Source organism: Flavobacterium kochi (assembly GCF_048286715.1).
GTDB lineage: Bacteria > Bacteroidota > Bacteroidia > Flavobacteriales > Flavobacteriaceae > Flavobacterium.
This window is the reverse complement of sequence record NZ_JBLVPW010000001.1, coordinates 527,839-551,347: the sequence shown is the minus strand read 5'-3', so window position 1 is coordinate 551,347 and position 23,509 is coordinate 527,839. Positions and strand designations below refer to the sequence as shown.

General features: G+C 35.0%; 22 protein-coding genes. 15 read left to right on the top strand and 7 right to left on the bottom strand.

The features are described 5' to 3' along the window. The first annotated feature begins 64 nt into the window (after nt 1–64). The 14 genes from atpB (at nt 65) to ACNQGH_RS02265 (ending at nt 12,956) form a co-directional block, all read left to right on the top strand. Complete coding sequence (gene atpB, locus ACNQGH_RS02330; protein WP_417954360.1) at nt 65–1,198, top strand: F0F1 ATP synthase subunit A; 1,134 nt, start codon at nt 65–67, stop codon at nt 1,196–1,198. Between the two features lie 96 nt (nt 1,199–1,294). Next, on the top strand, nt 1,295–1,486 hold the full coding sequence (gene atpE / locus ACNQGH_RS02325; protein ID WP_007136870.1) for an ATP synthase F0 subunit C: 192 nt from the start codon (nt 1,295–1,297) through the stop codon (nt 1,484–1,486). A gap of 86 nt (nt 1,487–1,572) precedes the next feature. Continuing rightward, a complete protein-coding gene (locus tag ACNQGH_RS02320) occupies nt 1,573–2,073 on the top strand; it encodes a F0F1 ATP synthase subunit B (protein WP_417954359.1) in 501 nt (166 codons plus the stop codon). A 5-nt stretch (nt 2,074–2,078) separates the two neighbouring features. Continuing rightward, nucleotides 2,079–2,612 (top strand): ATP synthase F1 subunit delta, encoded by a 534-nt coding sequence (gene atpH, locus ACNQGH_RS02315; RefSeq protein WP_417954358.1) that lies wholly within the window; start codon nt 2,079–2,081, stop codon nt 2,610–2,612. Between the two features lie 38 nt (nt 2,613–2,650). Next, on the top strand, nt 2,651–4,228 hold the full coding sequence (gene atpA / locus ACNQGH_RS02310) for a F0F1 ATP synthase subunit alpha (protein ID WP_126457785.1): 1,578 nt from the start codon (nt 2,651–2,653) through the stop codon (nt 4,226–4,228). Nucleotides 4,229–4,297: 69 nt separating this feature from the next. Continuing rightward, the gene (gene atpG, locus ACNQGH_RS02305; RefSeq protein ID WP_417954357.1) at nt 4,298–5,158 is read left to right on the top strand and encodes an ATP synthase F1 subunit gamma; all 861 of its coding nucleotides are present in this window, start codon (nt 4,298–4,300) and stop codon (nt 5,156–5,158) included. 91 nt (nt 5,159–5,249) lie between these two features. Next, on the top strand, nt 5,250–5,693 hold the full coding sequence (locus ACNQGH_RS02300; protein WP_417954356.1) for a GNAT family N-acetyltransferase: 444 nt from the start codon (nt 5,250–5,252) through the stop codon (nt 5,691–5,693). A 73-nt stretch (nt 5,694–5,766) separates the two neighbouring features. Then, on the top strand, nt 5,767–6,189 hold the full coding sequence (locus ACNQGH_RS02295; protein ID WP_417954355.1) for a hypothetical protein: 423 nt from the start codon (nt 5,767–5,769) through the stop codon (nt 6,187–6,189). Nucleotides 6,190–6,316: 127 nt separating this feature from the next. After that, the gene (locus ACNQGH_RS02290; RefSeq protein WP_417954410.1) at nt 6,317–7,783 is read left to right on the top strand and encodes a lipopolysaccharide biosynthesis protein; all 1,467 of its coding nucleotides are present in this window, start codon (nt 6,317–6,319) and stop codon (nt 7,781–7,783) included. Nucleotides 7,784–7,900: 117 nt separating this feature from the next. After that, nucleotides 7,901–8,335, top strand: a complete 435-nt coding sequence (gene dut, locus ACNQGH_RS02285) for a dUTP diphosphatase (RefSeq protein ID WP_417954354.1) — start codon at nt 7,901–7,903, stop codon at nt 8,333–8,335. Between the two features lie 117 nt (nt 8,336–8,452). Beyond that, on the top strand, nt 8,453–9,463 hold the full coding sequence (locus ACNQGH_RS02280; RefSeq protein WP_417954353.1) for a sugar phosphate nucleotidyltransferase: 1,011 nt from the start codon (nt 8,453–8,455) through the stop codon (nt 9,461–9,463). A 35-nt stretch (nt 9,464–9,498) separates the two neighbouring features. Next, nucleotides 9,499–10,848 (top strand): tetratricopeptide repeat protein, encoded by a 1,350-nt coding sequence (locus ACNQGH_RS02275; RefSeq protein ID WP_417954352.1) that lies wholly within the window; start codon nt 9,499–9,501, stop codon nt 10,846–10,848. Then, nucleotides 10,848–11,621 (top strand): lipoprotein insertase outer membrane protein LolB1, encoded by a 774-nt coding sequence (lolB1, locus tag ACNQGH_RS02270; protein ID WP_417954351.1) that lies wholly within the window; start codon nt 10,848–10,850, stop codon nt 11,619–11,621. The genes ACNQGH_RS02275 and lolB1 overlap by 1 nt, the downstream gene beginning before the upstream one ends. Before the next feature lie 60 nt (nt 11,622–11,681). Then, entirely contained in the window at nt 11,682–12,956 is a 1,275-nt protein-coding gene (locus tag ACNQGH_RS02265) for a murein hydrolase activator EnvC family protein (protein ID WP_417954350.1), read from the top strand. 103 nt (nt 12,957–13,059) lie between these two features. Here ACNQGH_RS02265 and ACNQGH_RS02260 read toward each other — a convergent pair whose 3' ends face one another. The 5 genes from ACNQGH_RS02260 to ACNQGH_RS02240 all read right to left on the bottom strand — a co-directional run bounded on the left by ACNQGH_RS02260 (nt 13,060) and on the right by ACNQGH_RS02240 (nt 18,777). Beyond that, nucleotides 13,060–14,016: a transglutaminase family protein gene (locus ACNQGH_RS02260; protein ID WP_417954349.1), complete on the bottom strand. Its 957-nt coding sequence runs from the start codon at nt 14,014–14,016 to the stop codon at nt 13,060–13,062. A 6-nt stretch (nt 14,017–14,022) separates the two neighbouring features. Then, on the bottom strand, nt 14,023–14,976 hold the full coding sequence (locus ACNQGH_RS02255; RefSeq protein ID WP_417954348.1) for an alpha-E domain-containing protein: 954 nt from the start codon (nt 14,974–14,976) through the stop codon (nt 14,023–14,025). 38 nt (nt 14,977–15,014) lie between these two features. Continuing rightward, complete coding sequence (locus ACNQGH_RS02250) at nt 15,015–16,451, bottom strand: circularly permuted type 2 ATP-grasp protein (RefSeq protein WP_417954347.1); 1,437 nt, start codon at nt 16,449–16,451, stop codon at nt 15,015–15,017. A 443-nt stretch (nt 16,452–16,894) separates the two neighbouring features. Continuing rightward, entirely contained in the window at nt 16,895–17,737 is an 843-nt protein-coding gene (locus tag ACNQGH_RS02245; RefSeq protein ID WP_417954346.1) for a polysaccharide deacetylase family protein, read from the bottom strand. A 14-nt stretch (nt 17,738–17,751) separates the two neighbouring features. Then, entirely contained in the window at nt 17,752–18,777 is a 1,026-nt protein-coding gene (locus tag ACNQGH_RS02240) for a hypothetical protein (protein WP_417954345.1), read from the bottom strand. 329 nt (nt 18,778–19,106) lie between these two features. Between ACNQGH_RS02240 and ACNQGH_RS02235 the strand changes: the two genes are divergently transcribed. Beyond that, a complete protein-coding gene (locus ACNQGH_RS02235) occupies nt 19,107–21,749 on the top strand; it encodes an MGH1-like glycoside hydrolase domain-containing protein (RefSeq protein ID WP_417954344.1) in 2,643 nt (880 codons plus the stop codon). A gap of 8 nt (nt 21,750–21,757) precedes the next feature. Here the strand turns inward: ACNQGH_RS02235 and ACNQGH_RS02230 are convergent, their stop codons facing one another. Beyond that, complete coding sequence (locus ACNQGH_RS02230) at nt 21,758–22,216, bottom strand: c-type cytochrome (RefSeq protein ID WP_417954343.1); 459 nt, start codon at nt 22,214–22,216, stop codon at nt 21,758–21,760. Nucleotides 22,217–22,219: 3 nt separating this feature from the next. Next, entirely contained in the window at nt 22,220–23,344 is a 1,125-nt protein-coding gene (locus ACNQGH_RS02225) for a PQQ-dependent sugar dehydrogenase (RefSeq protein WP_417954342.1), read from the bottom strand. Nucleotides 23,345–23,509: the final 165 nt, after the last annotated feature.

Genomic DNA, 23,509 nt, shown 5'->3' with positions numbered 1-23,509 from the left:
TTAATAAAAAATGTACATTTGCACCAAATTTCAGAAACGTAATAAATTAAGATAATTAACTGTTATGGTGATTTCAAACAAACCACTTAGATTTATATTAGTAGCTTTAGTAGCATGTCTTCCTTTAATCAGTTTTGCAAATCCTGAAGTGGATACTGTGAAAGTAAAAACGGAAGTTGCTCATGAGGTGACAGAAGAGGCTCATGCTGAACCAACAGATGTAAAATCTAAAATTAAGGAATTTATCAATCATCACCTTTTGGATGCTCATGATTTTACATTATCTGTAAATGAAGAGACAGGTGAGCATTATGGTTTTTCATTACCAATTATTCTTTGGGATAATGGTCTTCAGGTTTTTTCTTCTTCAAAATTTCATCATGGTGAGGAAACTGCAGAACACAATGGCAATTACTATGTGTTACATCACGAAAAAATATACAAAACGGATGCTTCCGGAACTTTAACAGAAGGGGAACACGGTCATCCTACTAATGCAACTCCACTTGATTTATCTATTACTAAAAGTGTTGTAGGGATTTTAGGTATTGCCGTTTTAATGTTTTTATTATTTACTGGTCTGGCAAAATCATATGGTAAAAATAGCGGAATAGCTTCTGGAGCTGGACGCTTTTTTGAACCTATTGTACTTTATATTAGAGACGAAATCGCAATTCCAAACATTGGAGAAAAAGGATATAAAAAATATATGAGTTATTTGTTGACTATATTTTTCTTTATTTTCTTCCTTAATATATTAGGATTAACTCCATTAGGATTTAACATTACGGGAAATATTGCTATCACGGCATCTTTGGCTTTGTTAACCTATTTAATCACAACGTTCTCGGCAAATAAAAATTATTGGGGACACATTTTCTGGATGCCAGGTGTGCCAACTCCAATGAAATTTATTTTAGCTCCAATTGAATTATTAGGAACAATCATCAAACCATTTTCATTAATGATACGTTTGTACGCAAACATTTTAGCAGGACACGTAGTTTTGATGAGTATCATTGGTTTAATGTTTATCTTTAAAAGCTGGATTGGAAGTACCTTGTCTTTTGGATTAGCATTTGCGCTTTCTATCCTTGAAATATTGGTCGCTTTTTTACAAGCATATATCTTTACAATGTTATCTGCCCTTTATTTTGGAGCAGGAAACGAAGAGCATCATCACGAAGAATCGCATTAAGCATATGCTTATGCAAAAAAAGCTTTTTAGCATCTGGCCTAGCGCCTAATGCGTACAGCTTTCAAACAAGAATGTTTAATTTTTAATATATATATTATGCAAATTCCAACTATTGTAGGAGCAGGATTAATTGTAATCGGAGCAGGTTTAGGTATTGGTAGAATTGGTGGTTCAGCAATGGATGCTATTGCTCGTCAACCAGAAGCTTCAGGAAAAATCCAAACAGCTATGCTTATCGCAGCTGCACTTATTGAAGGTATTGGTTTCGCTGCGTTATTCGCATCTTAATTAAAACACCAAAGACAATAGTTACAGCGGTTGGCTGTGACTATTGTTTTTAAAATTAAAACATTAAAAATTTATAATAATATACAATGGATAAGTTAATAAATGATTTTTCGTTTGGTTTGTTTATTTGGCAAGTTTTAATATTTGTCGGATTAATATTCTTATTAAAAAAATTCGCTTGGAAACCCATTCTTGATGCAGTAAATGATAGAGAAGAAGGAATTAAAAATGCATTGCTTTCAGCTGAAAATGCTAGAAAAGAAATGCAAAATCTTCAAGCTGATAACCAACGTATTTTGCAAGAAGCTAGATTAGAGCGTGACAACATGCTTAAAGATGCTCGTGAAATGAAAGAGAAAATGGTTGCTGATGCTAAAAATGAAGCGCAGGCTCAAGGTTTAAAAATGATTGAGCAAGCGAAAGCAGCAATTGAAAGTGAAAAAAATGCAGCTATGGCCGAATTGAAATTACAAGTTTCTACATTGTCATTGAGTATCGCAGAAAAAATATTGAAAGACGAATTATCTAACAAAGAAGCTCAAACTAAATTAGTTGAGAAAATGTTAGGTGACGTAAAGATAAACTAACAATTATGGCAAGTACAAGAGCAGCAATTCGCTACGCAAAAGCAATTCTGGATATGGCAGACTCCATTGGTGTAGCCAATGAAGTAGGCAATGACATGACTTTAATTGCTTCGACAATCAACGGAAATCAGGAATTGAACACTTTTATTGAAAATCCTACTATTAAAGTTGAAGTTAAAGAAAATGCACTATTGGAAGTTTTTGCAGATGTGAATGGGGTAACAAAAGGACTTTTTCATTTGTTGTTCGAAAACAAAAGATTTGAAATTCTTGAAGCGATCGCTTTGGAATACAACAAATTGTTTGACGAAATGAACGGTATTGAAGTTGCAAAAGTAACTACCGCTTTTCCATTGGATGTTGATTTAAAAGCTAAAGTTTTAGCTAAAATTGAAACGCTTTCGGATAAAAAAATCACAATAGAAAATATAGTGGATGCTTCAATTATTGGAGGGTTTATTCTAAGAATAGGTGACAAGCAGTATAATGCTTCAGTAGCCAACAGATTACAAGTATTAAAAAGAGAGTTAAGTAATTAGTTTTATTACACATTTAAGTGTCTAAATTATAAATTAAGATGGCGGAAATCAAACCTGCTGAAATTTCAGCAATATTAAGAAAGCAAGTAGAAGGTTTTGAATCTGGTGCTACACTAGAAGAAGTAGGAACAGTACTTCAAGTTGGAGATGGTATTGCTCGTGTTTACGGGCTTTCGAATGTTCAATATGGAGAGTTAGTTGAATTTGACAATGGATTAGAAGCTATTGTTTTGAATCTTGAAGAAGACAATGTAGGTGTGGTACTTTTAGGACCATCTACAGGAATCAAAGAAGGTTCAACTGCAAAAAGAACACAACGTATTGCTTCTCTTAAAGTAGGAGAACAAATGGTAGGTCGTGTAGTAAACACTCTTGGTTTTCCAATTGATGGAAAAGGACCAATTGGTGGAGATTTATACGAAATGCCTTTGGAAAGAAAAGCTCCTGGAGTTATCTTCCGTCAACCAGTTACTGAGCCATTACAAACAGGGATAAAAGCTGTAGATGCGATGATTCCTGTAGGACGTGGACAACGTGAGCTGGTTATTGGTGACCGTCAAACAGGTAAATCAACTGTTTGTATCGATACTATCTTAAATCAGAAAGAATTTTACGATGCAGGAAAACCTGTATTTTGTATATATGTTGCAATTGGACAAAAAGCGTCAACTGTAGCAGGAATTGCTAAAATGTTAGAAGAAAAAGGAGCAATGGCATACACCATTATTGTTGCTGCTAATGCTTCTGATCCAGCTCCAATGCAAGTGTATGCTCCTTTCGCAGGTGCTGCAATTGGAGAATACTTTAGAGATTCAGGTCGTCCAGCTTTAATTGTTTATGATGATTTATCTAAACAGGCTGTTGCTTACCGTGAGGTTTCTCTTTTATTAAGAAGACCACCGGGACGTGAAGCATATCCTGGAGACGTTTTCTACTTACACAGCAGATTATTGGAACGTGCCTGTAAAGTAATTGCTGATGATGGAATTGCTAAAGACATGAACGATTTACCAGATTCATTGAAATCAATTGTAAAAGGGGGTGGTTCACTTACTGCTTTACCAATTATTGAAACTCAAGCTGGTGACGTTTCTGCATATATCCCAACAAACGTAATTTCGATTACAGATGGTCAGATTTTCCTTGATGGAGATTTGTTTAACTCAGGAGTTCGTCCAGCGATTAACGTAGGTATTTCTGTATCTCGTGTTGGAGGAAATGCACAAATTAAATCGATGAAAAAAGTAGCAGGTACTTTAAAACTAGATCAGGCACAATTCCGTGAATTGGAAGCGTTTGCTAAATTTGGTTCTGATTTAGATGCAGTTACTTTGAACGTAATTGAAAAAGGAAGAAGAAACGTTGAGATCTTGAAACAAGGTTTGAATGATCCTTATACTGTTGAAGATCAAGTTGCGATTATCTATGCTGGTTCTAAAAACTTATTGAGAAATGTTCCTGTGAATAAAGTAAGAGAATTTGAGAAAGATTTCTTGGAATTCTTGAACAACAAACACAGAGCAACTCTTGATGCTTTGAAAGCAGGGAAATTAACAGACGAAATTACAGATGTAATCGAATCTGTAGCAAAAGAATTATCAGCAAAATATAACTAATTAGGTTTATAGGTGTTGGGTTTTAGGCTGTAGTCTAACACCCAATACCCAACCCAATACCACAATAAAATGGCAAATTTAAAGGAAATCCGTAATAGAATTACTTCCGTTTCATCTACGATGCAAATTACATCGGCAATGAAAATGGTTTCTGCAGCAAAGTTAAAGAAAGCACAAGATGCAATCACAGCAATGCGCCCTTATGCCGAAAAATTAACGGAATTATTGCAAAATCTTTCTGCTACACTTGAAGGTGATGCGGGTGGAGAGTTTACGACACAACGTGAGGTAAAAAAAGTTTTAGTTGTAGCCATTACTTCAAATAGAGGTTTATGTGGTGCATTTAATACTAATGTTATCAAAGAAGCTAAAAGCCGTTCTGAGTTTTATGCAGGGAAACAAGTTGATATTTTTGCTATTGGTAAAAAAGGAAATGATGTTTTGAGCAAATCACTAACGATTGTGGATAATCAAAGTGCTATTTTTGATGCATTGACTTTTGATAATGTTGCCAAAATTGCTGATATATTAACTGAAAAATTTGTTTCTGGTGAATATGATAAAATTGAGTTGATTTACAACCAATTTAAAAATGCTGCGACACAAATTGTTCAAACAGAACAATTTTTGCCATTAGCACCTATAAAATCAGATCTTACAGTTTCAGCTGGAGATTATATTTTTGAACCTTCAAAAGAAGAAATCGTGTTGACTTTGATTCCAAAATCATTGAAAACACAATTGTATAAGGGAATTCGTGATTCATTTGCTTCTGAGCATGGAGCACGTATGACTGCAATGCACAAAGCAACTGATAACGCAACTGAGTTGAGAAATCAATTGAAATTGACTTATAATAAAGCACGTCAAGCGTCTATTACTAATGAAATCTTAGAAATTGTTGGTGGTGCGGAAGCATTGAATGGATAATAATTATTGATTCAAAATATATTCTAAGAGCCAACATTTGTTGGCTCTTTTTTTTATTAATTTTATAGTCTTAAATAATCATTAGAAAAGAATGAAACTGGAAATTAGAGAATTAATCACATTAGGTGAAATGCTTAACAACATTGAAGTAATGCGATTTTTGTATCCCACATTTACTTTAGAAAAATATGAATCCTATCTGGTTGAGATGATTCCGCATAATTACAGGCAAGTAGCCGTTTTTGAAAATGAGGTCTGTGTTGCAGTTTCAGGATTTTGGTCGGGAACAAAACTGTGGTCGGGAAAATACATTGAGATAGACAACTTTATTGTTCATCCGGAACATCGCTCTAAGGGTTTGGGTAAAATGATGACAGATTACATAGATGCAAAAGCCAAAGAAACCGGTTGTACAATGATAGTTTTGGATGCTTTTACGGGAAATTTCACCGCACATCGCTTTTATTACAACCAAGGCTATGTCCCAAAAGGATTCCATTTTCTTAAAATTTTAAACGAAGAAGGATTAAGTTAGATCTCAAAAAGATGAAACGATGCAAAAGAATTATGCTCTTTTTATAATTGCAATTAGCTTAACTTTTTGTGCCATGAAACAAGAACTTCAAACGGAATTTCCACAGGAAATAAAATCAGTTTATTTTCAAAGATGGATTGGTGAACAAAAAGAAACCGGAAACGGAACCGATTTTTATATAGAATTCAAAAAGGTTCTTTCTAGAGATATTAAGCTTGAGAAAATTTATTTTAGAAATCAGGTAACGAATCTTAAGAAAGTTGGCAAAAATATTTTTTTCGCCCATTTCCCTCCAAAAAATATTAATCTGGATTTAATTATGGATCGTGATTCCTTAAAAGAATATGGGAATAAAGCACCAGTTATAACAAAAGGGAAATTCGATTTAAAACCTGATGAAGCGGTATTAGAATATACGAAAATGAATAAAACCCAATTTTACAAAATAATCAATGTCAAAGAAAAGCCAGCAATTACCCATCCATCGATGAAATAGGAGGAATCAGGAATGAAGATTTTTCTACCATGAGTATTCCATGTCCCAAAAAACAAATATTATCTTCACGGGATTAAACCAAAGAATTAGTTATTTTTGTTTTCTAAATATAAACAGACAAACCATTTTGGGATTATATAAAAGTCTTTTCAAACAAACAGCAATTTACGGACTAGCGACGGTTTTACCGAGGATGTTCAGTTTTTTACTAGTGCCACTTTATACTGATTTGCTGCCAAAAGCCGAATATGGAAAAGTTTCGATAATTTTCGCTTGGATGATTTTTTTCAATGTTATTCTTGCCTATGGAATGGAAACCGCTTTTTTTAGGTTTTACAATAATGAAACCAACAAGAAATCAGTTGTAGAAACTACAATGGTTTCGATTTTTTGGACCTCAATTTCTTTTCTGTTTGTTGCCCTTTTATTCCGAAATACATTGGCACAATGGTCTGGAATAGACGCGCAATATATTACGTATACGATTTGGATTTTAGTGTTGGACGCTTTGGTTATTATTCCGTTTTCAAAATTGAGGGCATACCAAAAACCGATGGTATATGCTGCAATTAAAATCGGAAATGTTTTAATCAATCTTTCTCTGAGTGTTTTCTTTTTACTCTATTTACCCAAAATTGCCGAATCCCATCCAAATGGGTTTTTAGGTTCTTTGTATATAGAAAATTTTCAGATTGGTTATATATTCTTAGCCAATATCATTTCCAGTTTATTGACATTTGTAGTGCTGTCGCCGGATTACATTTTGCTAAAATGGAAGTTTGATGCTGGTCTATGGAAACGAATGATGCGCTACGGATTGCCCATAATGGTAGCAGGAATCGCATTTGCCATCAACGAACAGTTCGACAAAATTTTATTGGGACGATTATTACCTGCCAATAGCGCTGAAGCTGAAGTTGGAGTGTATTCCGCCTGTTATAAATTAGGGTTGTTCATGGTTTTGTATAGAACGGCTTACACTTTAGGAATAGAACCTTTCTTTTTTAGCCATGCTTCAAACAAGGATGCGCCTCAAACGTATGCTACAGTGACTAAATATTTTGTCATTTTTGGATCCTTTATTTTATTGGCGGTAATCGTTTTTGCCGATATTTTGAAATATTTTATGATTCGTGATACGTCTTATTGGGAAGCGATGAAAGTGGTTCCATTGATTATTCTCGCCAATTTTTTCTTAGGGATTTACACCAATCTTTCTGTTTGGTACAAACTAATAGACAAAACATATATTGGAGCTTATATCTCCATTGTTGGTGCCATAATAACATTGGTATTAAACTATATGCTCATTCCGACCATGAGTTATTATGGGTCGGCAATTGCAACTATCGCAGCCTATGGAAGCATGATGTTTATCTCTTATTATTTAGGAAATAAATACTACCCAATACCGTATGAAACTAAGAAAATAGGCGGGTATCTTTCTCTCTCAATAGGATTTTCTGTTATTTCATTTTATGGTTTCAGAGAAAATTATTTTGTTGGAATTCCATTATTACTCGCATTTATGTATTTTATATATTACAACGAAAAAGAAATGTTAACCAGAATTTTGAACCGAAAAAACAACTAGAATTTAATTAAAATTTCAGGAACTATTTCCTGCGATCCGGTATACTCTTTTTTACCTCGCCGAAAATGGTGAGTCAAAAAAAATTCGTAATTATCGGGGGCTAAAAAAAAAATAAAAATGACTATAAAAATTATCAATACATCAGAACACGAATTGCCAAACTACGAAACCATAGCTTCGGCAGGAATGGATTTAAGAGCAAACCTAACGAACCCAATAACGCTACAACCATTGGAGAGAGCCATTGTAAAAACAGGTCTTTTCATAGAATTACCAATAGGCTATGAAGCACAAGTACGCCCAAGAAGTGGTTTGGCTGCCAAAAAAGGAATCACGGTTCTTAATTCTCCCGGAACAGTTGATGCTGATTACAGAGGTGAAATAGGAGTGATTTTAGTAAATTTATCCCAGGAAGCTTTTGTAGTAGAAAACGGAGAACGCATCGCACAGCTGATCATCGCAAAACACGAACGTGCAGAATGGGAAGAAGTTCAAGAACTAACGGAAACCTCGAGAGGCGAAGGTGGTTTTGGAAGTACCGGAGTAAAATAGACAGCAATGTTCAGTTTAAAAACATAGTAAATTTAAAAATGGAATAATTTGAAGATTTAAAAAGGAGGTCCTCTTTCAATTTTTAAATTCTTTAATCTTTTAATAAAATAACCAAACATGAAAATAATAATCCCAATGGCCGGACGTGGCTCACGTCTTCGTCCACATACATTAACCATTCCTAAACCATTAATTCCTATTGCAGGTAAACCTATTGTTCACCGATTAGTGGAAGATATTGCAAGTGTAATCAATCAGAAAATCGATGAAATTGCATTTGTCATCCATAAAGATTTTGGAAAACCGGTAGAAGTTGATTTAATCGCCATTGCCGAAAAATTAGGAGCCAAAGGAACTATTTATTATCAAAATGAAGCTTTAGGAACCGGACATGCCATTATGTGTGCTAAGGAGAGTATGGACGGACCTATCGTTGTGGCATATGCTGACACCCTTTTTAGAGCTGATTTCAGTTTGGATACCGCTGCTGACAGTGTAATTTGGGTCAAGCAGGTTGCTGATCCGAGTGCCTTTGGCGTAGTTCAGCTGAATGAAAAGAATGAAATCGTGGATTTTGTTGAAAAACCAAAGGAGTTTGTGTCAGATTTAGCGATAATAGGAATCTACTATTTCAAAAAAGGAGAAGACTTGCGTACCGAGCTGCAATTCCTGTTGGACAATGAAATTACAAAAGGCGGAGAATACCAATTGACGGATGGTTTAGAGAATTTGAAACAAAAGGGCATGAAATTTGTTCCTGGTAAAGTCGGCGAGTGGATGGATTGTGGGAATAAGAACGTAACTGTGGAAACGAATTCCAGAATGTTAGGTTTTTTACACAACGATGGGGTACATTTGATAGATTTTGATGTTAAGTCAGAAAACTCAACCATTATTCCACCCTGTTATATTGGGGAAGATGTAATTTTGATAAATGCAACTGTCGGCCCTAATGTATCGTTAGGAAACGGGTGTCATGTATCAAACAGCACGATAAAAAATAGTTTGGTACAAACTCATTCTCATATAAAAAATGCTAATCTGGATAATGCCATGATAGGTAATCATGCCCGTTTTAATGGTAATTTTGCAAGTATAAGCATAGGAGATTATTCAGTGTTAGAATAGCAGATCTAAAGCGGTGAAATTGAAAGAAACATTCAATGAAAAAAAGAGCTTTCATAATTCTATTTTTGGTTTTGCTATGCAATTCACCTTTGCTATGGGCACAAACTGAACCGGAAGAAATTAAGCAGGAAAAAGATAGTTTTGAAGAATTTTTTTATGAATCGTTGCTTCAAAAAGGGATCGAAAATTATGACAAAGCAATTAAAGCTTTGGAACAATGTGCAAAGCTGCAACCTGGTAATGCCACAGTATATTTCGAATTGGGAAAAAATTATCTCGCATCAAAGGATTATGGAAATGCCTATAATTCATTTGAGCACGCGACACAAATTGATCCCAAAAACAAATGGTTTTGGGTTGGAATGTATGATGTGAGTTATGAAACCGCTAATTACAATCAGGCGCTGATTGCTATCAATAAATTAATACCATTTGACGAAAAGTACAAAGAGGATTTAACGTCGCTTTATATGGGAACCAGGCAATTTGATAAAGCCCTTGATCTCATCAATGAATTGAATGCTACTTTTGGAAAATCAGAAAGAAGGGAAGTATACAAAATGCAGATTTTGTCTGAAGGGAAATATCAAAATACAGAGATAGCGAATTTAATAGCGCAGATCGATAAAAACCCAAAAGAAGAATCAAATTATATTGCACTGATTAATTTGTATTCCAAGAATAATGAAGCCGAGAAAGCATTTGAAATAACGAAAAAGTTAGTAATAGCAATTCCAAATTCTGAATGGGCGCAAGTGAGCTTATTCAAAATTTATTTGGATAATAATGAAGCTCCAAAAGCCATAAATGCGATGAATATTTCTTTGGCAAGTGTCAAGATAGATTCTAAGATAAAACATAGAATGCTGAATGAGTTTTTGATTTTTGTAGACAAAAATCCTCAATATTCTCCTGATTTAGAAAAAGCCATTGTCTATTTCGACAATGATGCGACAGTTAATGTTGCCAAAGAAATTGGAAAATATTATCATAGTAAAAAGCAATGGGACAAAGCTATTACATATTATGAGAGGGCATTAAAGAATGGCCCTTCCGAAGATATCGAAACGAATTTGCTTTTACTCCAGGCATATACCGAAGTAAAGCAATTTGATTTGGTGGACAAAAAAGCCATGACAATGATTGAAACATTTCCCACGCAACCGCAGTTTTATTATTATTCTGGTTTAGCGAACAATCAATTGCAACAATATAAAAAAGCCAAAGAAATTTTGGAAATGGGATTGGATTATTTGGTAGATGACATAACATTAGAAACGAATTTCAATATACAGCTTGGAGAGGCATATAATGGTTTGGGAGATTTCAAGAAAAAAGAGTTTTATTTCTCCAAAGCAAATGAATTATTAAAACAAAAAAAATAATGAAAAAAATTTCAATACTAGTAGCACTTGTGGTCTTTATGGTTTCCTGTAAATCGAAATCGGTTGTAGCCGAGGCAAGTATAAAATCAAACTATTTGACTGCTGATAAAATAATAGAAAATCATTACAACAATAAAAACAATTTTTCTACATTATATATTAAGTCCAATGCAAGATATGCTGATGAGAAGCAAACTCAAAATGTTACTGCCGAAATAAAAATAAAGAAAGACCAGCAAATTTTGATTAGTATTCGGTTTTTAGGAATTACAATGGCAAAAGCATTGATTACGCCAACTGCAGTGAATTATTATGAAAAAATAAATGGCAGTTATTTTGAAGGAGATTTCAAAGGATTGAGTCAGTGGTTAGGAACTGATCTGGATTTTAATAAAATCCAAAATATGTTGCTTGGCGATGCAATAGATGATTTGAATAAAGGAAAATATACTGAATCGTTAGTTGAACAAACCTATAGACTGGATGATGTTTCGAATAACAATACTAAAAAATCGTTCTTTTTTGATACCGAGAAATTTTTGATTAAAAGACAGGAAATAAAACAAACGGCTGAAGACAGAATGATTCAGGTGGCTTATTCCGATAATAAAGTGTACAATGAAGCAACATTGCCTTCAAATGTTCTAATAAATACAGTTCAAAAGAAAGGTAAAACGGAAATTAATTTAGATTACAACAGTATAACGTTCAATGAAGAACTTTCTTTTCCTTATAGTGTTCCAAATGGGTACAAAAGAATTATAATTAAGTAAATTTGCAAAAAATATTTTTTTAAGATGCCAAAATTTCTCCTAAGCCTAATTTTTATAAGCATGACTTCACTAATGTGGAGTCAAACGTCTCAACAAGAAAAATTAGAAGAACGAAAAGCCCAGATTCAAAAAGAAATTCGCGAAAATGAAAAGCTGTTACAAACCGTAAAGAAAAAAGAAAAAACGGCAGTAAATGTAATTATTGTACAAAGCAATAAGATAAAGCTTAAAGAAAAACTGATTAACACGACGGAAAGGCAAAAGAAGCTTTTAGGGAATGACATGTATGTGAATCAGGTAAAAATCAATAAACTTAAAAAAGAACTGGAAATACTAAAGGCAGATTATGCTGAGATGATTGTAAAATCATACAAAAGCCGTTCTGAGGAAAGTAGAGCAATGTTTTTATTATCATCTGAGAATTTCTTGCAGGCCTATAAAAGGGCACAGTACATGAAACAGTACACGAATTACAGAAAGATGCAAGGCGAGGAGATCAAATCTAAAACGGGAGAACTTATTGTATATAATGGAAAATTAGATGTACAAAAAAGAGCCAAACAAAAGCTCATTGTTGAAAATGAAAAAGAGCGTTTGTCATTAGAGAAAGAAAGACAAGAGCAGGAAAAATTAGTCAAATCCATAAAGAAAGACAAAAGCAAGATACTTGCTGAAATCAAGAAAAAACAACAGGAATCCAGATCGATTGATAGACAAATTGACAGATTAATTCGTCAGGCTATTGCCGAAGCCAATAGAAAAGCTGCGATGGAAAGAGCGATGGAAAGAGCAAAAGCAGAATCGAAAGCGGATTCAAAAACAGATTCAAAAGCGGAGATAAAAACACGCGCTAAAGAAATTGCTTCTTCGTCTTCAGTATCTTCCTCAAAAATTGAACTGACCGCTGAGACAAAATTAATTGCGGATAATTTTAGAGCCAATAGAGGTAAATTGCCGTGGCCTGTGGAAAAAGGATTTGTGTCATTAGGATACGGAGATCAGGCGCATCCTGTTTATAAAACATTAGTTATTCACAATAGTGGAGTGGAAATCACTACGGATCAAGGATCCAGTGCAAGAGCCGTTTTTGGAGGGGAAGTAACAAGTGTAATCGTTTTGTCTCCAATAAATAAAGCGGTAATGATACAACATGGGGATTTCTTTACGGTTTATCAGAATTTAAGTTCTGTATATGTAAACAAAGGGGATAAAGTAAGCACAAAACAAAGTATCGGAAAAGTAAGAACCAATAGCGAAGGCAGAACCATAATTAAATTTTTAATTCTTCAAAACACCACATATAACAATCCTCAAAGTTGGTTGTATAATATGTGATAATGGATTGGATTTAAGGAAGTTTCAGACCTTAATTTAATAAAAAAAGCGAATCAAAAGTAATAATTTGATTCGCTTTTCTTTTGATAAAACAACTTGAGTATTATTGCTGCTGCTGCTGCTGCTGCTGGAGTAGCTCTATGTAATCCAATTGTTCCTGGAGTTCTATGGAAACTTCTTCCAGTTGCACATTATTTATATCTTCAAATTGTCTTCCATCTTCGTAGCCTATCGAAACGCATACGGAAAGCGTCTGTCTGGAAAGTCCCTTGAAAGTTCCTTTTACCGGAGTACAATCATAAAAATTTCGACCGATTGACAGTTTCACGTGGTTGTCCATCGTCCAGATGTTATTAGTAGGGTCTAACCCTAGCCAGCCTTGTTTTGGAGTGTAAATTTCTACCCAGGCGTGCGTAGCACCTTCACCTCTGAGCCCGCTCTCGTTTGGACAAATATAGCCGCTCACATATCGCGAGGGAATTCCGGCGGTACGCAAGAGCTGTAATAGCACATGCGCAAAGTCTTGGCAAACCCCTTTTCTGATTTCTAAGATTTCATCGACCGTGGTTTCTATATTAGTGATTCCTTTGGTGTATGTGAAATTCGTAAAAATATATTGATTGCATTGTTGTGCAATTTCTATAATGGGTTTGTCAGTAGTGTTTATTCCGTCAAGAATGACATTAATTTCATTTTGTTTTTCAATTGTTTCGGGATAACAAAGTCGCAGTAAAGAAATGTTTTTTTCAGTCTCTTTTGCCAAATCCTTTACAGTAGTATAATCTATTTCAGGGATTTTAAGCGAATGATTGACCCGTACTAACATTCGGGATTCGATAGTCATTTCAGTATGTGCTTCCAAAGTATTGAAATTGCCCACTCGATTACCGAAGTAATCTTGTGAAATTTCTACTTCAGGATTATTCGTTATTAAAAGTTGGTGCTGAAGAACATCCTGGTTGTCAAAATGGTGCGGAAATAAACGAATCTCATTTATACTTTCTTTTATAGGCCAATTGTATTGGTATTTTGTGATGTGAACTATTTTGAAAATTGCCATTTTATATTACGTATAAGAGAAAAATAATTTAGAAAAATCTGTCGAAAACTGGATCAATTGTGTTCTGGTATTGTTAAGTACGTCTTCCAATTCTTGGTTGGTAAGATGATGATAATCTGTAAATTCAACAGAACTTTTGAGTCTTCCAAATTGATTGTGCAATGTCCTTGCTTCGCTAAGATTATTATCTTTGAACAGGTTGTTCAAATAGGTATCTATTAATTCTAAAGTATAAATCACGGAATGGGCAAAATCTCTATTAAAGATAACCTGCTGTACTACCTTGCGATTGTGCGGAATATTGCTGTAGCTTTTTAAATACAATTCATAACCTGAAAGAGAAAGTAATAATCTTCTCCAATACAGTAAATCTTCTTTCCCATCAAGATTGTACTGAATAGGAGCATAGTAAGCTTGGGTTAGAGAAATAGTTTGCAGACATCTTTCTATGTGTTTGCCAATACTTGAAAAACACCAACCTAGTCCCCTGGGCATCGTAACCTGAAGAATTCCATTGTACAGTAAAAAATCTTTATTGAGTTTAGAGATAATATTACTTGCGTCAGAAGTTTCTAATTTTTTTGGCAAGTCAGGTGAATTCATAAAATGATACAAAGAATTGATGTGTTCCCAAAGTTCCTTTGTAATTTTATCTTGTGAGCCTCTCGCATTTTCTCGTGCTTTAATGACAAGGTTCTTTACGGAATTATGGTTTGGACTATCGCAAATGATATACTTTAAAACGAAATTTGTATCGTATTGTACTTGATTTATTTGTTCCAGTGGCAAATCGGTATAGTATTCCAATAAAGGTTTGTACCCTTGAGAATCATTTGTTTCCTTGTCAAAAGATAAGATATAAAAGGTGTTTAGGGTAAGTAACATTCCATCTGTTCTTTCCATATATCGGTTGAGCCAAAACATTCCGTCTGCAACCCGGCTGAGCATATTTACTTTCATTTTGTTTATTTTTTAAAAAGGTTTCGCATGATTAGACCTTACTTTATGATCCAGGTGTCTTTACTTCCTCCACCTTGAGAAGAATTGACGACTAATGAGCCTTCGGTAAGCGCTACCCGAGTTAGTCCACCAGGGACTATTTTTACGCCATTAGGACCACACAAAGCGTAAGGTCTCAAATCGACATGACGTAGTTTTAATTCACCGTCTATAAGGCAAGGAACCGTACTGAGTTGAATAATGGGTTGTGCAATAAAATTACGTGGATTATCAACAATGGCAATTTTTGCATTTTCTAATTCCTGTTGTGTGGCCTTATTTCCCATAGTCATTCCATAGCCACCACTCTGGTTGGTTTCCTTGATAACCATGTTTTCCATATTGGCAAAAACCATTTCTCTTTCGTCCAGATTTTCCATTCTGTATGTTGGCACATTTTTGAGGATTGGTTCTTCGTTCATGTAGTATTTTATCATAGCCGGCACATAGGCATATACGGCTTTGTCATCGGCGACACCGTTCCCTACTGCATTTACCAATGCTACATTCCCTTGTTTGTAAGCGCTTATAAGTCCGGCAACGCCCAGCGTACTATCCGGTTTAAAAACCAAAGGATCAAGATATTCATCATCGAGGCGTCTGTAAATAACATCCACCTGATGAAGCCCTGAAGTGGTTTTCATATAAACTTTATTGTTATTTACAACTAAATCTCTTCCTTCGACCAAAGGAATTCCCATTTGTCGGGCTAAAAAGGTATGTTCATAATATGCCGAATTATAAACTCCTGGAGTTAACAGGACTACATTAGGGTTAGCGATATTTCTTGGAGAAAGCGAAACCAAGATATTATGAAAAATCATCGGATAATTACTTACCATACTCACATGATTAGAGGCGAGCATTTCTGGAAAAATACGTTTGGTTATTTCTCTGTTTTCAAGCATGTAACTCACGCCACTCGGACAACGTAAATTGTCTTCCAATACATAAAATTCTCCTTTTGCTCCCCGAATTAAATCTATTCCTGCAATGTGAACATGAATGTTGTGTGGGACTTTAATACCATGAACTTCTTGGATATAGTGCGGACAAGTGGCAATTAATGAAGCCGGAATTATGCCTTCTTTTATTATAAGCTGTTCGTTATAGATGTCCTCAAGGAATAAATTGAGTGCTTTTAGCCTTTGTTTTATACCTGTTTCTACTTCGTTCCAGTCTTTTTGGGTAATGATTCTTGGAATGATATCAAAAGGGAAAATCCGTTCAATACCTTGATTATCGTCACTATAAACGGTAAAAGTGATTCCTTGATTCATAAAAAAATCAGAAGCTTGCCTGTGCTTATCGTTTAGTTTTTCGTGATTTAAACTTTGTAATGTTTGCAATACCTGACGGTAAGATTCCCGAACTCCTTCATTAGAAAACATTTCATCCCAACCATTTTGGTTTAAATTAGGTATCAATTTCATCATAATAATACATTATTAAAAAATTAAACTTTGAGGCGTTTTGTTGTAAAAAACGCATCTTTAAAGCTAAAATACCAATTTAAATTTTATGTAAATAAGAATTATGCGGCTATTTAATAATTTTTACAACATTCTTTTTTTGACTATTGTTTTTTGATAATTACGCTGTTTTGCAATGTTGTTTTTTTTGATTTAGCAGTCTAAAAAATATTTTTTATTTCGGACCCCCTTTAAGTAGGGCACATGAAGGTTTGTTGTTTGAAAAACAAACAAGTAATTAAAGAAATAGAAAATTTGGAAAGAATACTTTCTGTTAATAAAAAGCAACGTCAATTTTATACAGTAAATCTTTGGTTCGCCTTTTATTCCGATTAAAAGAAAAACCCCGGTTATTAATTAGATTTAATAACTGGGGTTAGGATTTTATGTAAATAACCGTGTTTTGACTATTTGTTAAATGAAGATTTTATAGCTTTCATTACACTTGGAGTAGACCACTGTCCTGCAACAATAATACGTCTGATTGTATAGAGCGGAGCAGTTGAATCTCTTTTGGTAGACAAGATAAATGCCATTTGGTATCCGTTCTTTTTTATTTCGGGAATAGCTTCTTTGTTCCACAAACCAAAAGGATAGGCAAAATAAGTCACTGGTTTACCAATGATGTCTTCGAGTTTCTTTTTGGGCTTTATCAGTTGCGTATTCCAGTCTTCTCCTGCATATTTAGTTACCATATGATGATCCCAAGTATGCGCTGCAACGGTATTTCCACTGTCAGATAAACTTTTAATTTGTTCTTTTGTTAAATAGTTAGGGCGGTCGATAGAGACAGTCATTACAAAGAATACTCCTTTGAAACCATATTTTTTCATTTCTGCAGCGCCTATACTGTATTGTTCTCCACGCGTATCATCAAAAGTGATCATTATAGGATTAGCAGGTAAAGGAGCGTCGTGAACTAAATATTCATACAATTGATTCGGTAAAATGGAGTGATATCCTTCGTTTGACAATGCTTTCATTTGTTGGGCAAAATTAGCGGGAGTCACCGTATAGGTTTTTGTCATTTCACCAGCATTGGCACTAAGCTCTTTAATATTATGATAGCATAATATAGGCACTTCTTTTTTGGAAAGAATTGTTGCTACGTCAGCCATTTCTTTTTTGGGGGCAACTTTTTGCACCGGCAGGCTAACCTCAGTTGTCGCCTTTTCTATTTTACTTGGTTTAGAGTTACAACCAACCAATAAAAAAAGACCTGTAAAAACTAAAAACGAAATATTTTTCATAATTCAAAAGCGTATTATTGGTACTGAATGTAGATCGGTTTAGGAGTGAATTTCATCAGCTCTTGCGGAGTATACATTACCCAATTTTTTTTAATATCATTTTTATAAAATAATTTAAAACCGGTAAATTGAACCGGTTCTCTGTAGATATAGCTCAAGTAAGTAGATCTTTTCAAGACTCTGTCGCCAAAACCATCCATGTCCATTACTATCTGTACTTCTGGTACTGTTTTTATTTTTTTATAATTGGTAACCATTCCTTGCGTAAAACGGTGTACAACCAATATTTTTGGAGTCAATTTATTTTTGCGTACCAGGTTAGCCAGAATATCAATCGCATCATTGATATCATCGGCGGTAAAAGTGCCTATTTTTGAACCCGGTATTTCTCCATTTTTCAAAGAGAATTCTGGATCAATTCCTAAATGGACATTAGGCATTGATAGGTATTTTTCTAGTGTTGTCACTTCATCTTTTACATTACTATGACCTACTTGGATGTCTAGAAATACCAAAGCATCAATGGGTTTTGCCCAACTCAAAATGGTGTCAATTTGTTTGAAAGGCATACGCATTCTGTGCTTGTTATCTTTACCGGGAGCGCCTTGAGCAGTGATAGCGATGTAATGCAAAGCAGGAATTGTTTTTACAGATGGATCTACGGCCTGCCATTTGGCCACTTCACCTTTTAATTTTTTAATCATTTCGTTTCGGGGAAGTTCACCTAAAATCCCCATTCTTTTGGAATATAAATTTCCGTAAAAGGCGATGATTCGATGGTAAGGCAGTAAAGCTCCTGGCAAAGGATAAGGCGTTTTTACAGGCCATTTTCCAGTGGTGTCATTATTACTTAACGCCAACATTCTTTTGTTGTAGTCTGCAGTGTCAATTGTAAGGACCGTTTTTTTCGTTATGGAATCGGGTTTTACGGTCTGCATTTTTTCTTTTTCGTTTACAGCATCAGCTGCTTTTCCTCGATTGCAACTGGCAACAATAAATAAAGAGGGAAGTATAAGTAATGCGAGAGCTAGCTTTTTCATAAATAAACGGTATTTAGTTTTCAATGCAAATATAAAGCATTTTGTGAACGGCTTGTCAATTATAATACCGCCTAAGGATTATATTTTTTATATAATTCACAGATTTAGATTGGGGATTTAAGAGTGTCATGATTTTAACAGGAATTGGATTGTAAAGGAGACTTATTTTGTTAAACGGATAAATTTCTTTTTTATGCGAATGCCTTATCATAAATTAAAAGGAATAAAAAATAATTTATTAATATTTAGATCATAGGATTTTTACAGAATAATTAACTGTTTTTAATGCGTATTTATATAAATTGCGAATTACAATTAATAAAGGTAATATGTCAGAATTAGATGCAGAACGATCGCGATTAAAATTAAGGAGCGATAATAAGGGCTGGAAAAAGTGGGGGCCTTATTTAACCGAAAGACAATGGGGAACGGTTAGGGAAGATTATTCGCAAAACGGTGATGCCTGGAATAATATTACCCATGACATGGCACGCTCTAAAGCATATCGATGGGGTGAAGAAGGAATTGGCGGAATTTCTGATAACAAACAACATATTTGTTTTGCTTTTGCTTTTTGGAACCACAACGATCATATTTTAAAAGAGCGTTTTTTTGGGCTGACAGGAAATGAATCAAACCATGGTGAAGACGTTAAAGAAATATATTTCTATCAAGATTCTACGCCTACCCATTCGTACCAAAAGATGCTCTATAAGTATCCACAATGTGCTTTTCCCTATGAAAAACTGGTTGACGAAAGCAAAAAACGAACGCGTCTTGAACCGGAATATGAATTACTGGACACGGGAGTTTTTGATAAAGACGCCTATTTTGATATTTCTATAGAATATGCAAAAGCCGATGAACAGGATATTTTAATTAAAGTTACAGTAGAAAATCGCTCAAATATAGCAGCTCCCATGACGGTTTTGCCAACTCTTTGGTTTAGGAATACCTGGTGTTGGGGGTATGAAAAATATAGCCACAAACCGATATTAACTGGTATTGGGAACTCCATTATTGAAGTAAATCATCGTTTAGTTGGACATTTTAAATTGTACGCCGAAAACGCAAATAAAATTTTATTTTGCGATAATGAAACAAATTTTGACAGACTTTACAACTCTCCCAATCCGACAAATTACACTAAAGATGGCATAAATGATTATATAGTCAATAATGACAAAGAGGCCGTAAATCCGAATCATATTGGTACTAAAGCTTCAGTAAAATATGACGATCTCATTCCTGCTAATGGGAAAAAGGAATATCGCATGCGATTTACTAATCAGACCCCGAGTAATCCTTTCGGGGATTTTGATGACATTTTCCAAAAACGACTTGTTGAAGCCGATGAATTTTATGCCGTTCTTCAAAAAGGAATTGAAGAAGAAAATTTGAGATCAGTGCAACGTCAAGCGTATGCTGGGATGCTTTGGACAAAACAATGGTATTATTATAATGTTTTTGAGTGGATAAAGGGTGACCCATCTATGCCAAAACCTGATGTAAATAGGATGAATGGAAGGAATAGTTCCTGGAAACACTTGTATACTTCCAATATTCTGTCGATGCCGGACAAATGGGAATATCCTTGGTTTGCAGCTTGGGACCTAGCATTTCACACCTTACCGTTAGCTCGCCTCGATCCTGATTTTGCAAAAAGACAATTGTCAGTTATTTTGAGGGAATATTACATGCATCCAAATGGTCAAATACCTGCCTACGAATGGTCATTTTCAGATGTGAATCCTCCGGTGCATGCCTGGGCGACTTGGAAGGTTTATGAAATTGACAAGGAAATGAATGGTGGAAAAGGAGATCTCGTTTTCTTGGAACGTATTTTTCTTAAACTGCTATTAAATTTCACCTGGTGGGTGAATCTGAAAGATGAAGGAGGAAATAATATTTTTGGGGGCGGATTTCTTGGAATGGATAATATTGGTGTCTTTGACCGTTCGGCAGCCTTGCCAACAGGCGGTCATTTAGAGCAAGCCGATGGAACAGGTTGGATGGCGATGTATAGCTTAAATATGTTGCGTATTGCTTGCGAGATTTCTCTTCAAAATCCTGTTTATCAGGATATGGCTTCTAAATTCTTCGAGCACTTTTTGCATATTGCAGGTGCCATGCAGTCCATTGGTGGCGATAAATTAAATCTTTGGGATGAAGACGATCAGTTTTACTACGACATGCTTCACAAAGAGAATGGTGATGCTGAACTTTTAAAAGTTCGTTCCATGGTAGGGTTAATCCCTTTATTCGCAGTCGAAGTTTTAAATGCAGATTTGTTAGAAAAATTACCAGATTTTAAACGCCGTGTCGAATGGGTATTGAATAATCGTCCCGATTTGGCAAGTTTAATCTCCAGTTGGTATCATCCTGGAAAAGGCGAAACCCGTTTGCTTTCAATCCTTCGAGGACATCGAATGAAAATGATTATGAAGCGAATGTTTGATGAAACTGAGTTTTTATCCGATTTTGGAATCCGTTCGTTGTCTAAATACCATAAAGAGCATCCTTATAAATTTACGTACGAGGGAGGAACAGTTCAAGTTGATTATACTCCGGCCGAGGCGACAGGAGATATGTTTGGAGGAAATTCAAATTGGAGAGGTCCTATCTGGTTCCCAATGAATTATTTAATTTTAGACTCTTTAGAAAAATTCTCGAGTTATTACGGAAACGATTATGAAGTAGAATTCCCTACAAATTCGGGACAAATGATGAATATAAAACAAGCTGCTGAAGGAGTTTCTAAGCGATTATTGTCTCTTTTTATTCCGGACAACAACAAGAAAATTCCAATGTATGGCGAATACGAGAAGTTTCAAAATGATCCGGTTTTCAACAAAAATCATTTGTTTTTTGAATATTTTGATGGAGATACCGGTAAAGGGCTAGGGGCTAATCATCAAACAGGGTGGACTGGACTGATCTCGGAAGTTATCCGACAGTTATATGTGAAATAAGATTGGTTCTAATTCTTAATTCCTGCAACTTCCTTCTCAGTGACCAATTTGCTTTGTTTGTTACTCCAGGAATTCATTATATAATTCATCACATCAGCCACTTCCTGATTGGAGAGCCCCATGGGAGGCATGCTATTATTGAATTTCATTTTGTTGACAATAATTTGCCCACTTTGTCCAAATTTAACCGCATGGATACTTTGGGCTCTTTTATTTATGAGCCAGTCAGAACCATCGAGAACCGGAAAGTTCTTACTATCTCCTTTTCCATTCGCACCATGACATTGGATACAAAAATCAAGATAGATTTCTTTTCCGGGCGTTTGGCTCTGCGTCACTATTTTATCTTTAGCTACGGTTGTATAGCTGTTTTTTGAAATGACGTTGTCAAGAGGTATTTGGTTTTCAAAATAAAAACATCCCAATAAAAACAGGCCAAATTCAAAATATAATTTACTGGTCAACATAGATTAATTAGGTATAATTTTGAGTATTCCTTTTCCTTCAACAGCGATGTAAATATAACCATCTGGACTTTGTGCCACATTCCGCAAACGCCCTATGTCTGTGGCAATTTTTTGTCGTCCGATCACTTCGTCACCTTTCAGTTTCACCAATTCAAGATATTGAAATTTTAATGATCCAACTAGTAAATGTCCTTTCCAATCGGGATAACGGTCGCTAGTGACAAATGCCATTCCGCAAGGAGCGATAGAAGGCAGCCAATAATAAATGGGTTTTTCTATTCCTGGTTTTTCCTGTTCCTTGCTAATGGTAGTTCCGTCATAGTCGATACCATAGGTAACTACTGGCCAGCCATAATTGGCTCCTTTTTTTATGATGTTGATTTCATCTCCTCCTTGTGGTCCATGTTCGTGTATCCAAATGGCGCCTGTTAACGGATTTTTTGCCATTCCTTGTGGATTTCTGTGGCCATAGGAATAGATGGCTTCCTTCGCTTCTGCTTGTCCTACAAAAGGATTGTCTTTAGGGATGGTCCCATCATCATTTAGTCGGTATATTTTTCCGCCATCGCGCTTGATGTCTTGAGGATTTACGAAATGATTGCCACGCTCTCCCACAGAGAAATACAAATAACCGTCGTTATCAAATGCAATTCTGGAACCAAAATGTTGGCCTTTTGTGGTGTTTGGAGCAGCTTTATAAAGTGACTCTATTTGTGTGAGACTTCCATCCAGTAATTTTGCTCGAATCAGTTTAGTATTGCCGCCTTCACCCTCGCCCTCACTGGAGGCATAGGTCATATACAACCAACCATTTTTAGCATAGTTGGGATGTAAAGCGATGTCTAATAAACCACCTTGTCCACGAGAATATACTTGGGGAACATTTTTTATTTCGGTTTTTGCGCCATTTTTGATTTGATAAAGAATACCGCTTTTTTCTGTAACCAGCATTGTTCCATCAGGCAACCAAGTCATTCCCCATGGTATCGCAATACCAGAAGCGACTGTGTCAAAAGTATAGTTTTTTACTTCTTCCTGAATGGGAATATCGTTTGGCTTTACCTGTGCTTCACAACTGAAAAAAATAGAAGAAAGGATCAAAAGTGAAACCAGTGTAATTTTTTTCATGAGTTTAATTTTAAATTCTGTTGAATAGAAATCTTTTTTAAAGATAGTAAAAACGGAATCTAAAAAGGCAATCATTTTTTAAACTTTGCTAAAAAATGATTGCACGGATAGATGTAAATATTTTTATTTCGATTTATTAATTTATAATACAGTGCGCTCTCCCAA

What these genes read in the sequence shown, in the direction of transcription:
- atpB (WP_417954360.1), top strand. Translation starts at nt 65, where the DNA reads ATGGTGATTTCAAACAAACCACTTAGATTTATATTAGTAGCTTTAGTA.
- atpE (WP_007136870.1), top strand. Translation starts at nt 1,295, where the DNA reads ATGCAAATTCCAACTATTGTAGGAGCAGGATTAATTGTAATCGGAGCA.
- ACNQGH_RS02320 (WP_417954359.1), top strand. Translation starts at nt 1,573, where the DNA reads ATGGATAAGTTAATAAATGATTTTTCGTTTGGTTTGTTTATTTGGCAA.
- atpH (WP_417954358.1), top strand. Translation starts at nt 2,079, where the DNA reads ATGGCAAGTACAAGAGCAGCAATTCGCTACGCAAAAGCAATTCTGGAT.
- atpA (WP_126457785.1), top strand. Translation starts at nt 2,651, where the DNA reads ATGGCGGAAATCAAACCTGCTGAAATTTCAGCAATATTAAGAAAGCAA.
- atpG (WP_417954357.1), top strand. Translation starts at nt 4,298, where the DNA reads ATGGCAAATTTAAAGGAAATCCGTAATAGAATTACTTCCGTTTCATCT.
- ACNQGH_RS02300 (WP_417954356.1), top strand. Translation starts at nt 5,250, where the DNA reads ATGAAACTGGAAATTAGAGAATTAATCACATTAGGTGAAATGCTTAAC.
- ACNQGH_RS02295 (WP_417954355.1), top strand. Translation starts at nt 5,767, where the DNA reads ATGAAACAAGAACTTCAAACGGAATTTCCACAGGAAATAAAATCAGTT.
- dut (WP_417954354.1), top strand. Translation starts at nt 7,901, where the DNA reads ATGACTATAAAAATTATCAATACATCAGAACACGAATTGCCAAACTAC.
- ACNQGH_RS02280 (WP_417954353.1), top strand. Translation starts at nt 8,453, where the DNA reads ATGAAAATAATAATCCCAATGGCCGGACGTGGCTCACGTCTTCGTCCA.
- ACNQGH_RS02275 (WP_417954352.1), top strand. Translation starts at nt 9,499, where the DNA reads ATGAAAAAAAGAGCTTTCATAATTCTATTTTTGGTTTTGCTATGCAAT.
- lolB1 (WP_417954351.1), top strand. Translation starts at nt 10,848, where the DNA reads ATGAAAAAAATTTCAATACTAGTAGCACTTGTGGTCTTTATGGTTTCC.
- ACNQGH_RS02265 (WP_417954350.1), top strand. Translation starts at nt 11,682, where the DNA reads ATGACTTCACTAATGTGGAGTCAAACGTCTCAACAAGAAAAATTAGAA.
- ACNQGH_RS02260 (WP_417954349.1), bottom strand. Translation starts at nt 14,016, where the DNA reads ATGGCAATTTTCAAAATAGTTCACATCACAAAATACCAATACAATTGG.
- ACNQGH_RS02255 (WP_417954348.1), bottom strand. Translation starts at nt 14,976, where the DNA reads ATGAAAGTAAATATGCTCAGCCGGGTTGCAGACGGAATGTTTTGGCTC.
- ACNQGH_RS02250 (WP_417954347.1), bottom strand. Translation starts at nt 16,451, where the DNA reads ATGATGAAATTGATACCTAATTTAAACCAAAATGGTTGGGATGAAATG.
- ACNQGH_RS02245 (WP_417954346.1), bottom strand. Translation starts at nt 17,737, where the DNA reads ATGAAAAATATTTCGTTTTTAGTTTTTACAGGTCTTTTTTTATTGGTT.
- ACNQGH_RS02240 (WP_417954345.1), bottom strand. Translation starts at nt 18,777, where the DNA reads ATGAAAAAGCTAGCTCTCGCATTACTTATACTTCCCTCTTTATTTATT.
- ACNQGH_RS02235 (WP_417954344.1), top strand. Translation starts at nt 19,107, where the DNA reads ATGTCAGAATTAGATGCAGAACGATCGCGATTAAAATTAAGGAGCGAT.
- ACNQGH_RS02230 (WP_417954343.1), bottom strand. Translation starts at nt 22,216, where the DNA reads ATGTTGACCAGTAAATTATATTTTGAATTTGGCCTGTTTTTATTGGGA.
- ACNQGH_RS02225 (WP_417954342.1), bottom strand. Translation starts at nt 23,344, where the DNA reads ATGAAAAAAATTACACTGGTTTCACTTTTGATCCTTTCTTCTATTTTT.